At 59.5% G+C, this 15,479-nt stretch carries 15 protein-coding genes; 5 read left to right on the top strand and 10 right to left on the bottom strand.

Annotated features, from left to right (window positions below; all coding sequences use genetic code 11):
- Positions 1-24: 24 nt before the first annotated feature.
- Positions 25-1,671, bottom strand: a complete 1,647-nt coding sequence (prfC, locus tag IQ265_RS15010; protein WP_194054980.1) for a peptide chain release factor 3 — start codon at positions 1,669-1,671, stop codon at positions 25-27.
- Between the two features lie 248 nt (positions 1,672-1,919).
- On the opposite strand from prfC, the gene IQ265_RS15005 reads away from it, so the two are divergent.
- From IQ265_RS15005 to IQ265_RS14995, 3 genes are all read left to right on the top strand, one after another.
- Positions 1,920-2,489, top strand: coding sequence for a hypothetical protein (locus tag IQ265_RS15005; RefSeq protein ID WP_228037928.1), 570 nt, complete (start codon positions 1,920-1,922; stop codon positions 2,487-2,489).
- 83 nt (positions 2,490-2,572) lie between these two features.
- Positions 2,573-3,856, top strand: coding sequence for an amidohydrolase family protein (locus IQ265_RS15000; protein ID WP_194054976.1), 1,284 nt, complete (start codon positions 2,573-2,575; stop codon positions 3,854-3,856).
- Positions 3,857-3,979: 123 nt separating this feature from the next.
- On the top strand, positions 3,980-4,483 hold the full coding sequence (locus tag IQ265_RS14995) for a hypothetical protein (RefSeq protein ID WP_194054974.1): 504 nt from the start codon (positions 3,980-3,982) through the stop codon (positions 4,481-4,483).
- A 133-nt stretch (positions 4,484-4,616) separates the two neighbouring features.
- Here the strand turns inward: IQ265_RS14995 and IQ265_RS14990 are convergent, their stop codons facing one another.
- Complete coding sequence (locus IQ265_RS14990; RefSeq protein ID WP_194054972.1) at positions 4,617-5,033, bottom strand: YciI family protein; 417 nt, start codon at positions 5,031-5,033, stop codon at positions 4,617-4,619.
- A gap of 111 nt (positions 5,034-5,144) precedes the next feature.
- Entirely contained in the window at positions 5,145-5,585 is a 441-nt protein-coding gene (locus IQ265_RS14985; RefSeq protein ID WP_194054970.1) for a nuclear transport factor 2 family protein, read from the bottom strand.
- A gap of 376 nt (positions 5,586-5,961) precedes the next feature.
- Here IQ265_RS14985 and IQ265_RS14980 point away from each other — a divergent pair, with 376 nt between their 5' ends.
- Positions 5,962-6,594: a WG repeat-containing protein gene (locus IQ265_RS14980; protein ID WP_194054968.1), complete on the top strand. Its 633-nt coding sequence runs from the start codon at positions 5,962-5,964 to the stop codon at positions 6,592-6,594.
- Between the two features lie 54 nt (positions 6,595-6,648).
- Here IQ265_RS14980 and IQ265_RS14975 read toward each other — a convergent pair whose 3' ends face one another.
- The 3 genes from IQ265_RS14975 to IQ265_RS14965 form a co-directional block, all read right to left on the bottom strand.
- Entirely contained in the window at positions 6,649-7,893 is a 1,245-nt protein-coding gene (locus tag IQ265_RS14975) for a DUF445 family protein (RefSeq protein WP_194054966.1), read from the bottom strand.
- Positions 7,880-8,608, bottom strand: coding sequence for a bifunctional demethylmenaquinone methyltransferase/2-methoxy-6-polyprenyl-1,4-benzoquinol methylase UbiE (gene ubiE / locus IQ265_RS14970; RefSeq protein WP_347404968.1), 729 nt, complete (start codon positions 8,606-8,608; stop codon positions 7,880-7,882). Before ubiE ends, IQ265_RS14975 begins: the two co-directional genes overlap by 14 nt.
- Before the next feature lie 160 nt (positions 8,609-8,768).
- Entirely contained in the window at positions 8,769-9,455 is a 687-nt protein-coding gene (locus tag IQ265_RS14965; protein ID WP_194054962.1) for a type IV pilin-like G/H family protein, read from the bottom strand.
- 333 nt (positions 9,456-9,788) lie between these two features.
- Between IQ265_RS14965 and IQ265_RS14960 the strand changes: the two genes are divergently transcribed.
- Positions 9,789-10,793: an NAD(P)-dependent oxidoreductase gene (locus IQ265_RS14960; RefSeq protein ID WP_228037926.1), complete on the top strand. Its 1,005-nt coding sequence runs from the start codon at positions 9,789-9,791 to the stop codon at positions 10,791-10,793.
- A gap of 124 nt (positions 10,794-10,917) precedes the next feature.
- Here IQ265_RS14960 and sppA read toward each other — a convergent pair whose 3' ends face one another.
- The 4 genes from sppA to IQ265_RS14940 all read right to left on the bottom strand — a co-directional run bounded on the left by sppA (position 10,918) and on the right by IQ265_RS14940 (position 15,446).
- Positions 10,918-12,768, bottom strand: coding sequence for a signal peptide peptidase SppA (sppA, locus tag IQ265_RS14955; RefSeq protein WP_194054960.1), 1,851 nt, complete (start codon positions 12,766-12,768; stop codon positions 10,918-10,920).
- Between the two features lie 36 nt (positions 12,769-12,804).
- Positions 12,805-13,002, bottom strand: a complete 198-nt coding sequence (locus IQ265_RS14950) for a twin-arginine translocase TatA/TatE family subunit (RefSeq protein ID WP_194054958.1) — start codon at positions 13,000-13,002, stop codon at positions 12,805-12,807.
- A gap of 81 nt (positions 13,003-13,083) precedes the next feature.
- Positions 13,084-14,286 carry an aspartate aminotransferase gene (locus tag IQ265_RS14945; protein ID WP_194054956.1) on the bottom strand — a complete coding sequence of 401 codons (1,203 nt, stop codon included), beginning with the start codon at positions 14,284-14,286 and terminating at the stop codon, positions 13,084-13,086.
- Positions 14,283-15,446 (bottom strand): iron-containing alcohol dehydrogenase family protein, encoded by a 1,164-nt coding sequence (locus IQ265_RS14940; protein ID WP_194054954.1) that lies wholly within the window; start codon positions 15,444-15,446, stop codon positions 14,283-14,285. The genes IQ265_RS14945 and IQ265_RS14940 overlap by 4 nt, the downstream gene beginning before the upstream one ends.
- Between the last annotated feature and the right edge of the window lie 33 nt (positions 15,447-15,479).

The following is a 15,479-nucleotide window of genomic DNA, read 5'->3' as shown; positions in this document are numbered from 1 at the left end:
TCCCAACCTTCAAATTTCCAAGGTTTAGAGGCTTTCCGGCTCTTTGCCCGCGACCACTGGGGCGATCGTATTGAGCTTTAGCTTCGGGTGGTCGGCCATCACCTGCTGGCAGTTCCACTCGTTTTTAAACAACAGCACTGGGCGGTCCCAGCTATCTTTTACAGTGGCGGTGTTAAACAGACGTCCGGCCTGCTCCAGGGCTTCCCAGCCGCCCTCGACCCAGCGGGCCACGGTGTAGGGCAAGTGCTCAATGCGGGTTTCGACGTTGTACTCGTTTTGCAGCCGGTACTGCACGACCTCGAGCTGCAGCTGGCCTACGGCGGCCAAAATTGGGTCGCGCTTTGACTCGTCGGCGGAGAACATGATCTGCACCGCGCCTTCCTCGCGCAGTTCGGAAACACCTTTCTGGAACTGTTTGTACTTTGAGGGGTTGGGGTTTTTCAGGTAGGCGAAGATCTCAGGTGAAAAGCAGGGAATGCCGTCATACTCCAGCCGCTTGCCCTGGTAAATGGTGTCGCCGATCGCAAACACGCCGGGGTTATTCAGGCCAATCACATCGCCGGGGTAGGCTTCCTCCAGCGATTCGCGGCCCTGGCCAAACAGCTTTTGGGGGTGCGACAGGCGCACCGATTTGCCGCTGCGGGCGTGGCTGACCACCATATCCTTCTCAAACTTGCCGGAGCACACCCGCACAAAGGCGATGCGGTCCCGGTGTTTGGGGTCCATATTTGCCTGCAGCTTGAACACGAACCCCGAAAAATCTTCGCTGGTAGGCGCAATCTCGCCTAGGGTGCTGCTGCGGGCCGAGGGCTTGAGGGCGTAGTCGAGAAAGGCATCTAAAAAGAGCTGCACGCCGAAGTTGGTCATGGCGCTGCCGAAAAAGACTGGGGTTTGCTGCCCGGCGTGGACAGCGTCTAGATCTAGCTCTGGCCCCAACTCTTCGATCACCTCCAGCTCTTCTTTGAACTGGTAGTAGAGGTCTTGATCGAGCAGGTCTTCGATCGCCGGGTCGCCCAGGTCAATCACGGTTTTTTTGGCGGCGCGCTTGCCGTGGATGCTGCGCTCAAACAGGTGAATCTGGCGGTGGCGGCGGTCGAACACGCCCTTGAAGCGATCGCCCATGCCGATGGGCCAGTTCACCGCGTAGGTTTGCAGCCCCAGCCGCTGCTCGATCTCATCCAGCAGCTCCAGGGGTTCGCGGGCCGGGCGATCCATTTTGTTGAAGAAGGTGAAGATGGGCAGCGATCGCATTCTGCACACCTCAAACAGCTTCAGGGTTTGAGGCTCCAGACCCTTGGCCGCGTCTTCAAGCATCACCGCGTTGTCGGCGGCGGCCAGGGTGCGGTAGGTGTCTTCGCTGAAGTCTTGGTGTCCAGGGGTGTCGAGCAGGTTGATGGTGTAGCCACTGTAGGCAAACTGCAGCACCGTGGAGGTAATTGAAATTCCCCGCTGCTGCTCCAGCTCCATCCAGTCGGAGGTGGCGCTGCGCTGGGCACGCTTCGCCTTCACCGCCCCAGCCTCCTGAATCGCGCCTCCGTAAAGCAGCAGCTTTTCGGTCAGTGTCGTTTTACCGGCGTCGGGGTGAGAGATGATGGCAAAATTGCGCCGTTGCTCTACCGCATCAGCGATCGAAGCGGTGGTGGCGGCGGTAGAAATGGCGGCGTCAGTCATGAACCGAGGGTACTCGTAAAATTTGCGCTTCTTTCCATTGTAAAGGGTGGCTCCAGTGAAGAAGCTGCCATGCTGGATTTGGGGTCGGTTAAGCGGGTGCTATTTGTGGTGGGAATGGTGGCGGGGGCGCTGGTTCGTAAGGTCCTGCCCCGTTCGACTTAGCCCTTGTCTAGATTGGTGCTGCGGCAGCCCAAAAATTCGCTACCCTAAACAGTCGTGTAGCGTGGGCAGCAAAAAGGATGGCGGCAATGGGGACTGTGGGCAAGATGGCGGTGGGCTTAACCCTGGGGTTGGCTCTGACGAGCGGTGGTTTGGGGCAGGCTTTGGCGAAGGTGCCAATGCCTGCTGGAGCAGAGTCTGTCGCTGCAACAGCATCCCCAGATGGTCGCCTGAAACAATCGCGCCAGCAATCGCGATCGCAGTCTTACCGCTACGCCATGCTGGCGGGCTATTCCGCCGCCGAGCGCAAAGACTACCACACGGCATTGATCAACTTTCGCCGCGCCCTGGGGTTTCGACCGGGCGATCGCTACGCCACCGCCGCCATTCGCAACATGGAGACCTACATCGCCCAAGAGCGGGCCGAGGCCGCCAAGCTAGCCGAAATCGAGCAGCGTCAGGCAACCCTGGCCGAGGCGGTAGCGGCGAGCGACTGGGCCTGTGCCGTCGCCTCAGTCGATCGCCTGGTGGTGCTCATTCCGCCTACCTCCGCCGATCGCGCCCGCCTGATCGCCTATCGGGGCGAACTCACTGGCTTTATTCAGGCCAGAGCGAATTTAGATCAGTGGTCTACGGTGTGCCCCGGTGGGCAAACCTAGCGGAGCGCTGAAAAGCTTCAGATCGAGAGCCTTCAGCCCCGATCTCGGGTTATTCTGCTGAAAAGCGAACCCCCGCCATCGCCATGCCGCCCGACTTGCAGATTGTCAACGCTCGCCTACCCGATCGCGACGGGCTGTGGACTGTGGCTCTGAGCCAGGGAAAAATTGCGGCGATCGCCCCAGCCCCTGCTCCATCGGCGAATCCGTTAGCGATCACCCCCCAGGAATCGGCAGTTAAGATCCTGGATGCCAACGCCTGCCTCCTCATCCCCAGCCTGGTCGATAGCCACATTCATCTCGACAAAGCCCTGCTGCTCGATCGCCACCCGGCCCAGACAGGTACCTTCGCCGAAGCTATGGCCGCAACCCTCAAGCTCAAGCAGGGCTTCACGGTAGCGGATATTCAAGCGCGCGCCCGCCAGGTGCTTGAGAGCGCGATTGGGTTTGGCATTACCGCTATGCGCAGCCACGTGGAGGTTGACCCCACCGCTGGGCTGCGATCGCTAGAAGCCCTGCTGCCCCTGCGCCAGGAGTACGCCTGGGGAATCACCCTACAGCTAGCCGTGTTTGCCCAGGAGGGCATTACCCAGCAGCCCGACACCCTACCGCTGCTGCGCCAGGCGATGGAAATGGGCGGCGATGCGATCGGTTCGGCCCCCTACGTCGACGCCGACCCTAAAGCTAACGTGCGCCACATCTTCGACCTTGCCCAGGAGTACGACTGCGATGTCGACTTTCACCTCGACTTTTTAGACGATGACGAGCCACTGCTGCTGCCCTTTGTAATCGCCGAAACCCAGCGGCGGGGCTGGCAGGGGCGAGTCTGCCTGGGGCACATGACTAAGCTAGCCGGGCTGCCCCCCGAGGAGTTAGCCAACCTGGCTACCGCCCTGCGAGACACCCAAATTTCGGTTTTGGCCCTGCCCGCCTCCGACCTCTACATGATGGCCCGTCAAGATACCCACAACCAGCGGCGAGGCGTTGCCCCCCTCCACCGACTGGCCGAGCGGGGGGTGAATGTGGGCGTCGCCACCAACAACATTCTCAACCTATTTACTCCCTTCGGCGACGGCGACCTACTCAAAATCTGCACCCTGCTGGCCCAGGTGCTGCAATTGGGTACTGCTGATGCCCACCAGCGCTGTCTGGCGATGGCCACCACCCAGGCCGCCCGCGCGATCGGCATCGTCGACCACGGCCTGCAGGTGGGCCACCGGGCCGATCTGGTTTTGCTCAAGGCCAGCTCAGTTTCGGCGGCGGTGGGGGCGGCCCCAGTTCAGCGCACAGTGATCAAAGCGGGGCAAGTCGTCGCCCAAACTCAGCTCGACCAGCAGCTGTTTGCCCCAGGGCAGAAGGTGGCGGCCTAGGGATGGATCTTGGGGCAATGGTCAAAGACCTATCTTAGGGACGAACGCCCGCAAGGCATAATATCAAGTGGGTCTACACCCGCTGTTTTGCCCCTTCGTCGTTTGCCCCCTCCGTCATCTGCAATGAATTACCTGGTCGCTGTTTTAGATAACCGTATCAAAGCCGAAGAAGCCTACGCCGCCCTGGAGCAGGCCAGCCTACCCCAAGAAAACTTTGATATTTTAGGCAAAGGCTTCAAAAGCGCCGACGAGTACGGCCTGATCGACCCCGCCGACCAGGCCTGGAAGCAAATTCGCCTGATGATGCTGTGGCTGGTGCCCTTTGGCTTTGCGGCTGGGTTTGTGTTCAACAACATTACCGGGCTAGACACCTTCGAGTTTGCGGGGCGGCTCGGCAACCAGATCATCGGCGGGCTGCTGGGGGCGGGCTCGGCGGCGATGGGCGCATTTTTTATTGGCGGCGGGGTGGGCGTGGCGGTCGGCGGCGGTGATGCGTTGTCATACCGCAATCGCCTCAATGACGGCAAATTTTTGGTGGTGGTGCGCGGTTCTGAAGCCGTGGTGCGCCAGGCAACGCCCATCTTGCGCCAGTTTCGCCCCGAAAATATCCAGGGCTACTCAGGCTAGTGATGTCGCTGGGTAGGGTGGAATGCCCCTGCTCAAATCCTGTCTGTATACCCCCAATCGGTAGGGGCATTGCACTGCAATGCCCCCATCAGGTATCGGCTTCAAGTTGGGGTTCCGTAAGTCAAATTCGGTATCATTTCCCTTCTTCTAATTCGGCCCGCATGCGGTCTTCCTGTTCACGCAGCTCTGGGGTCATCGCTTCGCCAAAGTCATCCGCTTCAAAGATCGGTCGAATTTCGATTTCGCCGTCTTGAAAGGGGCTGCGTTTTACCCAATTAACAGCGTCTTCCATCGACGGCACCTGCCAAATCCAGAAACCCGCAATCAGTTCCTTGGTTTCTGTGAATGGCCCATCGGTGACGGTGCGCTCCTGGCCAGAACACTTGACCCGCACCCCTTTCGAGCTGGGATGCAGCCCCTCGCCAGCCACCATAACGCCAGCCTTGAACAGCTCTTCGTTGAACTGTCCCATTTCGGTCAACATCGCTTCGCTGGGCATTACCCCGGCTTCTGAATCAGCATTAGCTTTGATTAAAACCATAACTTTCATGGTGAATTCTCCTCCTTAGTGAGTGATTGTTTTGAAGTGAGCGTCTGAAATTGCGTTTGAAATTGGGCCAGCTAAGCCCATCGAGGCTAGCAATCCTCGGCAGGGCCAGCCTCAGGCATGGGAACAGTCACCGCCGTTGCCTGGGTCAAAGGGCACCGAGACATGTTCATGGATAATCTGCCATGTATTTCCGTATCGCTGACAGCCAGCAGTAACTCGCAGCCACATCTGCGCCGCCGGGTGCTCTGGCGCGAGCCCCGCGAAACGGGAAACCCAGTGAACAAGGGCTAAATCGCCGCTCAGGGTGATATTCACCGCCTGTTGTTCCATGCCAGAGATGGTCGGCATGTAGGGCAGGCTAGTTTCCCACATGCGGCGGCAGTCTTCTATACCCCGCAGCGCCAGCGGCGGCTTCATATCGAAAATGACGACGTCAGGCGCGTAATGAGCCATGATTTGGTCAAGGTTTTTGGCGCAGATAGCGCGGGTGTGATCGTCGATTAGCTGACGAATTTGAGCTTCTGCTTTGGTTTGAGTCAAGGTCGTGGTCATGGGTTTAATCCTCATGGATGGGTTTGAGTGGGTCAGGCATCAACCCTCAACCCTCTCTGTGTGAATTAGTCGAACCAAGAGACCGTAGATCGACAGGTTGGCGGAAAATTTTTCGAGATATTCCAAGATCTGTGGAGCAGCTGGGGTACTCTGCAATTGCAAAACTCGGCTATAGCCCTTATGGGGTAAGGGGAAAACTGTTCTTGGCAATGCTGGTTGCCTCAAACCTAATCCAGCGGCAATAAGGATGAAAATGAGTTGTAGTGTCGGCCCCAACCTGCCGCTGGATGACGAGTCTGCTCACCTCCAGATTGCACACCGCAGGATAAGTACCAGCAAATGAGATGTTGATCAGTCAAAACGAAGGTTGATTTAAATGGGATGGAAGCCTTTAGTAGTTGCGCTCGCTACGTCTCTTGCAGTCACGCTGGCTGGTCTTCAAATCAAAGCATTAGTTCATCAGAGAGCTTTAAGTGCGTGTATTGCTCATCTAGAACGGCTGGCAAATGAAGCTGATAGCAACCCTAATCCTGTTGTTGAGCCATTTCAAGCGTTACCTGTGAATATTGAGAACGAATATCGACCCACTACATTTGGATACAAAAATCGAGAAGGGGAAGCTATACTGCCTGAAACGTTTACCCAAGCAAGAGCGTTTATGGAGGGGAAAGCTGCTGTAGCTAATAGGAATTGGGCTTGGGGTTTTATTGATCCTGAAGGCCAACTGGTGATTCCTTATCAGTTCGGAAGTATATCAGATTTTCATGATGGAGTTGCTGCTTTTAGCGGAGTTAATGGGGACAAAGCTAAGGAAGGATTTATCGATAAGGATGGGATAATAATAGTTTTACTAAAGAGCGATGGCGGTTTTTTCGTCAGCGACTTTTTGGGCTTCAAAAATGGCCATGTTCAATCGAACCGATGGGCGTGGGCTCCGTTTCACGGCAATCCTCGTCCGGTCGTAAACATATCAATTGATTGCACCGGAAAGGTCACTGAGACGAAATAATATTTTCGTCGCTAACACACCGAGATGGACATAAAGGCTTTGTTCAAAGCTGCTCTAAAGCCCACCCGATCGCTGAACGTAGAAAAACCCCGCCTGCACCAGACCGATCGCAAAGCCTAAAATGCCGCCCAGGTTAACAATCGCCTGCAGTTCGTTGCGCACAATGCCCTGAATCGCCATCTCCAGTTCCTTGGGCGAGGTGCCGCGCACCCGGTCGATAATCACCTGGTCAATGTTGAGAATGGGAATAATCTGGGCCACCAGCGACTCCAGGTCGCGCTCCAGGTAGCGCTCTAAAATCAGCGCTAGCTCTTCGCTCACCGGGTCGAGCGACTGGGTAATCACCTCGGAATTTTGCAGACGGTTGAGCAGCTGCGTCGCCAGCATTTCCCAGTTGACCGAGGCCCCCAGACCGCGCACAAACTCTGGCCCCAGGGTGCGAATGTAGCCCTGCAGCGACTCGCGCAGGTTACTGCGCACCTGGCGCACTGTGGCCACCGGCAGATTTTGCAGCGACACCCGCTGCAGCGATTCTTGCATGCGCTTCTTTATCTGCAGAGCCACCGCCAGCTCGGCAATGCGGGCATTGCTGACCTCGCGCTCGTCGAGGCAAAAGGCCCGCAGGCGGCCCAGGGCGTTGCGCACGCCAAACAGGTTGGCCACCACCCAGTAGGTGCCGCTGGTGCGCTCGCGAAAGATGGTGTCAATGACTTGAATATTGCGATCGGTGAGAAAGTCGATCACGAGCTGGCGCAGCTTGTCGGGAGGAAACACGCCCGTCAGCAACCAGGTGGCAATTTGATCGGCCTGCTCAGCCGTGAGCCTAAAATCGATTAGCACCTGGTCAAACAGCTGGTTGAGCTGGGGCTCTAAAAAGTCTTCGCGGCGGGCCCACACTCGAATCAGGCGGGGCAGCGATTTGCCAAACAGGTCTTGCAGAATGGCCCCGGCAATTTTGGCGGTGCGCTCTTGGGCACGGCTCTGCACCTGGTCGAGGGCCAGCTGCAGCAGCCACTTAATGGCCGCCTGGGTGCGATCGGTCTGCAGCAGCCGCCGGGCCAGGTTTTGCAGCTCTTCGGGGGTGAGCAACGACCCCATAATCGTGTCCGAGATGCGTTTGGCCAGCCGCTCCTGGTTGCTGGGTATGAGCCCTGGGGTAAACGGCAGCCGTCGCCCGCCCAGGTAGAGAGGCCGGTAGGGGCGAAACAGCATCTTAATGGCGATGTCATTGGTGAAATAACCAATCACACCGCCTACAAGGGGCGGGGCCAGCAGTAGCCACAGCTCAGAGCTGGTCATGGCGACCCACCACCAGCACCCCCATCAGCCCACCGGCAATGGGGTAGTGAACCGCCTGCTCAAAGCCGGCCTGGCGGGCCAATACCACCTGCTCAGGCCCGGTTGGAAAGCGATCGACGCTGGGGCCAATGTAGGCGTATTCGTCGGTGAGGCCCATCTGCTCGGCGGTGGGCACCACCAGAGTGTCGAGGTACCAGCGCTGAAACTGCTCGGCTAGCCCACCCTGAGGTCGATGAAAGTCGAGAATGGCGGCCTTGGCACCCGGCTTGAGCACCCGCCGCAGCTCGGCCAGCCCCTGAGGAATGTCGGTGAGGTTGCGCAGCCCGTAGCCCATGGTGGCGGCATCAAAGGTGTTGACTTCAAAGGGCAGGGCCAGAGCGTCGCCCTGCACCCAATGCAGCGGTGTGGAGGAGCGGGTACGGCGGGCGCGCTCCCTAGCCACCGCTAGCAGCTCTGCCGAAAAGTCTAGGCCGTAAACGCTGCCCGCCGTCCCGACCGCTTGGGCCAGCATCAGGGCTAGGTCGCCGCTGCCGCAGCAGACATCGAGAACGGTGTGACCGGGGCTGGCCTCGCTCCAGCGCACAGCCATGCGCTTCCAAACCCGGTGCAGCCCAAAGCTGAGCCTCTCGTTCAGGCTGTCGTAGACCGGGGCAATGCGATCGAAGAGACTTTGAATATCAGTGGCGGTGGGAGAAGACGGCTGGACAGGTGCCACGGCGGATACAGCAAAACAGGCCAACCTTTACTGTAGCGCTGCACCTGGGTCTCAGCTACGGTATTTCGTAGTGTTTGTTACAAAGGCGATCGCGCTCCGTCAGCAATTGGCCTCGGGGCTGAAAGTTTGCCCTCAACCGGCCCCTCAACCGGCCTGAACCTTACAGCGTGTTGCAGTTGTCGATCTGCACCTGCCCTGCCACTGCCACTGGAGTTGGTGACGGGGTAGTCGCCGCGTTGCCCTGGCAGATAACGGTGCCCAAGCGGGCCGCGCCATCTGGGTCTAGGGTGGTAAATACCAGACCGGCATAGCCTCGCAGCGCCGGATTAATCGGCGTTGCCCGAGTCTCCGTGATCGCTAGGCCGTTGGGTTGAGCGGTGAGGGTATCAGCTACCGCTGTGCCCTCCGCCTGAGCGGTGACTGAGACGTCGTAGTCGGGGGGAGCGTGGTTATCGACAACGCCTAGTTCGGCGGTTGAGGTGGCAAAGCGATTGTTTTCGACAAAAAAACCCTGCTGGGCGCGGTTCACCAGACCTATATACATCAGGGCTTTGGCCTGCTTAGACCGGGCAGCCTGGCTCAAAAAGCTGGGTAATGCGATGCTCGCCAAAACCCCTAAAATCACAACCACGACCAGCATCTCAATCAGAGTGAAGCCCTGCTGGCTGGTATAGCCATCGCCAGAACGGTTAGGACATGACTTGTATCCTCTAGAGCGGTGGCTATACGCCTTGGCGCTGTCCCAGTTTTTGCCGCTGGAAGAGGCCGATATCCTAAGCGCGATGGCTATCGCTATAGTACAGGAGCTGTAGGGCTGGGCAAAGTGACGGCAGGAACGGGCAGGCATGACAGGAACCGTAAAAGTGGCCTACACCTCTACGCAATTTCTCGGAGACGATCGGGCAAAATTTGTCAGCTTTACCTGAGCTTTAAAGATGTTTGAGTCGCTTTTGTCCGGCTAGGCAGCAGGGCAAGGGCCATACCGCTGGAACGGTAGGACACACGATTTTGAGGTGGTTGCGAGCCAGCAAGTCGGCTCGGTTTAGCGATTGGTCAGTCGGTTCTACCCTCAGTACGTTGGCTAGTGCTACGCTTTCTCACCGGACTCCTGACCTCGGCGGGCGTCTAGCTCCACCAAAACGGTCTAAACTGTCAGACTATACCCATTGAACTGAGCGATTTGGATACCCTGCCCCTTACCTCCACCCCCGATACCCTGCGCGTGTTTGTGACGGGGGCTAGCGGCTGCATTGGCCACTACATTCTGGATCTGCTGCTGGGGAGCGATCGCTACGAGCTATTTTTGCTGCTGCGCTCCCCTGAAAAGCTGCGGCTGCCAGTGCAAGACAACCCCAGGGTGCACATTCTGCGCGGCGGACTCGAAAACGTCGATCCGTTTCTTGATCTGTTGCCCACCATGGACATCGCCATTCTAACGGCGGCGGCTTGGGGCGGCGACCCTGGCTACGTCGATGCCATCAATGTCGATGCCAACCTGAAGGTGATGGCCCACCTCGACCCCCAGCGCTGTCAGCAGGTGATTTACTTTTCTACGGCCAGCATTCTAAATCAACAGAGCGCTCCGCTGCCAGAGGCGGGTGACATTGGCACCGAATACATTCGCAGCAAGTACGAGTGCCACCACCGCCTAGCGGAGCTAGCGGTGTACGACAAAATTACGACAGTCTTTCCCACCCTGGTGTTTGGTGGCGACAAAGAAAAGCCCTACTCCTTTATTTCGGCAGGGCTTAAGGATGTCACCCGCTGGGTGGGGCTAATTCGTTTCTTTCGGGCCGACGCAGGCTTTCACTTTGCCCATGCCCAGGATATTGCCACGGTGGTCAACTACCTGGTTCAGCACCCCTCCAGGGAGGGCTACCGCGAGTACGTGCTAGGCAACCCGCCCCTCAGCGTTAACCAAGCGGTAGAGCAAATTTGCGACTACTTTGGCCAGCGCATCTGGTTTCGCCTGCCGCTGTCGATGTGGCTGGCTGACGTGCTGATCAAAGTCTTTCGGGTACAGATGGCTCCCTGGGACTACTTCTGCCTGCACTACCGTCACTTCATCTACGCAGGGGCCGTCAGCCCGGCCAGCTTTGGCATGGAGCCCTACTGCTCGACCCTGGCCGATCTGATGCGGGTACACGGGGTTGCTGGGGCGAGGAAGAGGAAAAAATTGAGGTAGAGGGGAGTGCAGAGTGCAAAATTCAAAATTGAGAATTCAAAACTTTGAATTTTGCACTTTGAATTCATCCCCTCACTCCCACCCTGCGGGAAGCCGCTCCGCGTCTACATCCTCACTTCCCGCATTACTTCACCACCAGCCGATAGGGCATGATCGAGTAGATGCCGCGCGGGTCGTTGAGGGCGCGGATCAGCTGGGCTTCGTCAACGAACTCTAGCACCTGGGTGGTGAGGGGGTCGTAGGCGGTGGTGCGAGCCGTTTCGGCGCTGAGGAAAAGCCGTAAAAACTGTTGCCAGTCGTCGGGCTCGGGATATTCTTTTAAGCGCCAGTTGTCGTCGAGTTCAGCAAGTTCGGCGGCGGTGGCGATCGCATCATTTACCCCGCCCAGTTCATCCACCAGGCCCAGATCTAGCGCGGCTTTGCCCGACCACACCCGCCCCTGGGCCAGCTCGGCTACCGCTGGGCGATCGAGATCTCGGCCCTCGGCCACCCGGTCTAAAAAGCTGTCGTAGATGGCATCTACGGTACGCTGCAGAATGGCCAGTTCGGCCTCGGTCTTGGGTCGCGTGCTGGTGAAAATATCGGCCAGCTCAGCGGTTTTAACTCCGTCCCAGTTCACGCCTACTTTGGTGCCCAGGTCTTCCAGGTTGAGAAAAATGCCAAACACCCCAATCGAGCCGGTAATAGTCGTAGGCTGGGCCAAAATCGCGTCAGCCTGGGAGGCTATCCAGTAGCCACCGGAGGCGGCCACGTTGCCCATCGAAACCACCACGGGTTTGCCCGCCTCCTGCAGAAGCCGCACCTCCCGCAAAATGATCTCCGAGGCCGTGGCGCTACCGCCGGGGCTGTTGACCCGCAGCACGACGGCTTTAACCTCATCGTCCTGGCGCAGCTGCCGCAGCTGTCGGGCCATGGCATTGCCCGCAATCACCCCGCTTTGATTCAGGTCGCCGTCCTCGCCGCCGTCCACAATGGTGCCTTCGGCGTAGACCAGAGCCACTTGGTTATCTGAGCGGCGGCTGGTCAGGGGATCATCCACAGTTTTGGCGTAGTCGGCCAGATTAATCTGGCGAAAATCGAGGTTGTCCTCGCTGTCGGCCCCTTGGTTAGACAGAGGACCTTCGCCGGTTAGCTCACGCAGGGCGACAATCACCTCGTCTTCGTAGGCGATCGCATCGGCAAAGTTTTGGGTTTCGGCCTCGGCTCCAAACAAAAACCCCTGGCGGTTAGCTACGGCCTGAAACTGCTGGGGCGTCAGCTCGCGGGAGGGGGCGGCGGTATTCAGCAGGTTCTGCCACACATCCCACAGCAAGCGCTGGGTTTGCTCCCGTTCCTCAGGGCTCATGGTGTTGCGAATCAAGGGCTCTACCGCCGATTTATAGCGACCCACGCGGGTAACTTGAACCCCAACCCCCAGCTTCTCCAAGGCCTCGGCCTGGTACATGGTTTCGGCGTAAAGGCCGTTCATCTCAATGTCGCCAAAGGGGTTGAGATACACCGTGTCGGCCAGGGCCGCCAGGGCGTACTCCTGCTCATTCCAGGAGATGTCGTAGGCCAGAATGGGCTTGCCCGCCGCCTTAAAGGCCTCAATGATGGGATAGATCTCGGCCTGGGTAGCCAGACCTGCCCCCATGCTGGTGCTGCCCTTCAGGTAGAGCGCCTTAATGCGATCGTCGGTGGCGGCAGCCTCCAGGGCCAGCACCGCCTGGCGCAGGGTGAGTTCACCAGGCGCTGCCCCGCCCAGCACAATGGCGCTGGGGTCGATGGCCGCAAGCGAATCAGGTATGACCGTCGAGAGGTCGTAGACCAGCACGGTATCCTTTTCGACGCTGGGGGCATCGCTCTCCTGGTTGAAGCCAGCCATCAGCACCCCCACTAGCCCCAACGCCCCCAGGGCGAGCAGGAAGCCCAGCAGCAGGAAAAACAAAACCGACCCGGTCAAACTAGCCAGGGTGTACTTCAGAAATTGCCGCATGGGGGTTGGTTAACAGTAGGGAATTGTATTGCCAGTCTAACGATATACGTCGGCGTCTTCGGCATCCTCATAGGTGTCGAGGGCCGTATCGTCAGGGGTTTGGTTCATTTCTTCTTTAAAGCCGCGCAGGGTTTTACCCAGGGCGCTGCCCAGCTCAGGAATTTTCTTGGGGCCGAAGATCAGTACGGCCACCCCAATAACGAGCACAACTTCAGTCCAGCCGAGGTTAAACATGGTGGTAGCGAGGGTTGGAGGTTTGTTTCACTATACAGCCTGGGGCTAGACTCCAAACTGGGCCAGAGTCAGGGCGATCGCCTACACCACTGCCGTTGCCGGAGCAAAGCGAAAACCGGCCTGCCGAATGCGATCCATCGCGACCGCCAGGCGATCGCAGTCTGCAATCAGGCTGACTCGAATATAGCCCTCGCCGCCGGGGCCAAAGGCGTTGCCGGGGGTGACAACCACGCCCGTTTCCTGCAGGACCGTCAGGGCAAAGTCGGTGGAAGTGCTGTCGGGGGGGCAGGGCACCCACAGGTACATGGTGGCCTGGGGTTTTGCTACTGTCCAGCCCAGGGAGGCAAACTCGTCGATCAAAAAGTCGCGGCGGCTAGAGTAGCGCTGCTGCACCTCTTCAAGGTAGCGATCGGGTAGCGACAGGGCGGTTTCTGCCGCCCGCTGCAGGGCCGCAAAAATGCCGTAGTCGAGGTTGGTTTTCAGGGTGCGCAGGCCCTGAATAATGTGGGAGTTGCCCACTACAAAGCCCACGCGCCAGCCCGCCATGTTGTAGGTTTTCGACAGGGTGTGAAACTCTACCCCGACCTCCTTGCCGCCGGGAATTTCCAGCAGGCTGGTGGGCTGGTAGCCGTCAAAGGCCAGTTCGGCGTAGCAGAGGTCGTGCACCAGCAGAATTTGGTAGCGGTGGGCAAAGGCGACCGCCGCCTCAAAAAACTCGCGCGGGGCGGTGGCGGCGGTGGGGTTGTTGGGGTAGTTAAAGAACAGCGCCTTGGCTCGCTGGGCCACCTCCACCGGAATGGCGTCGAAGTCGATCAGCCAGTTGTTGGCGGCGGTGAGGTGCAGGTTGTAGATCTCGGCTCCGGCGATCGCAGGCCCCCGAAAATGGGCCGGGTAGGCCGGAGTGGGCACCAGCACCAGATCGCCGGGGTTGATAAAGGCCATCGCCAGGTGGGTAATGCCCTCCTTCGACCCCAGCAGGGGCAGAGCCTCGGCGGTGGGGTCAAGGGCTACGCCGTAGCGCCGCCCGTACCAGTCGGTGATGGCGGTGCGAAAACTGGCGGTGCCCTCAAAAGGAGGATAGCCGTGGGTGGCAACGTCGCCAATGGCGGCGCGGGCGGCCTCGACCACCGGGGTGGGGGTAGGGCCATCGGGGTTGCCCATGCCCAGGTCGATCAGGTCTAGTCCCTGCTCACGGGCGCGGGCCTTCAGCTCATCGAGACGGGCAAAGACGTAGGGCGGCAGGGCGCTGAGGCGGTGGGCCGTAGGCATCCAGTCGAGGGTCATGGCTGCACCTCCGGGGCAACGCTAGAAGGACGAAGGGGGGCCGTCGAGCGCGATTTTTCGCGCAGTTCAGGGCACAGGGGCGACACCATGGCCGCCATCACCGCCTCTGGAGTCACCGTAAAGGGCAGGTGGTGAATGTCAGATCCTTCCCGGCAGGCAAACTCCGCCGCCTGCTGTAGCTGGTTCAGGGTGATGTCGCCCAGGCCCAGGTCGGTCAGGGTTTGGGGCAGCCCGGCGGCCCGGTAAAAGGACAGGAGCTGCTGGCGGGCAGCGCGGGCCAGGGAGGTATTGCCGCCCATTTCTTCAAGCCGTAGCTGCACCAAAATGCCGTAGGCCACCTTCTCGCCGTGGAGAATGCCGTGGCTGGCGGGCAGCTGGGTGAGGCCGTTGTGTACTGCGTGGGCCGCCACCGTGCGGCACTGCGCCCCGCCGACGCCGCCTACGACCCCGGCCAGCAGCACGGTGGCATCAACCACCTCCTGCCACTCGGGGCCACCCCACTGGCGCAGGGCCGCAGGGGTCTTTTGCAGCAGAATGTCGCGCAGCACCCGAGCCTGCTGCACCGCCGCCACAATCAGGGTTTGCTGGCTGGCCCCGCTGCTGACCGCCGCCTCATACCACTTGGCCAGGCCGTCGCCAATGCCCGCCACCAGGGTGCGACGAGGGGCGGTGCGAACCAGGGCGTAGTCGAGCACGAGCAGGCTGGGGCAGGTGGGCAAAGCCACGTCGTAGCGAAAGGCCCCCTGGTCGGAGTAGACATTGGACAGGGCCGTCCAGGCGGCGCAGGTGGCAGCAGAGGTGGGCACCGTTACCACCGGCTGGTGTATCTGGTGAGCCAGCAGCTTGGCCGTGTCGAGCGCCTTGCCGCCGCCAATGCCGATTACCACATCGGCCTGGTGTTCGGCGGCGATCGCCCGCAGCCGCTCCAGCGAGCTTTCGCTACAGTCAGAGCCGTAGGAGGCCATTTGCGGGGTCAAGCTCTCCTGCTCTAGAGCGCCAATTAACGGTGCGGCCAGCTTCAGGCTGTGGCTGCCGCCCACGATCAGGGGGCGCTGGCCCAAACGGGCAATCGCCGCCCCCTGATCGGCTAAAATGCCGTCGCCACGAACCACCTGGGCCGGAGCGATGGCGAGAACAGGGAGGGGAGAGAGGGTGGGCATAGGCGATGGAAATGGTAGTGAGGTGAGTGGGAG

This window comes from Nodosilinea sp. LEGE 06152, from assembly GCF_015207525.1.
Classification (GTDB): Bacteria; Cyanobacteriota; Cyanobacteriia; order Phormidesmidales; family Phormidesmidaceae; genus Nodosilinea.
This window is presented reverse-complemented; position numbering and strand designations above follow the sequence as displayed.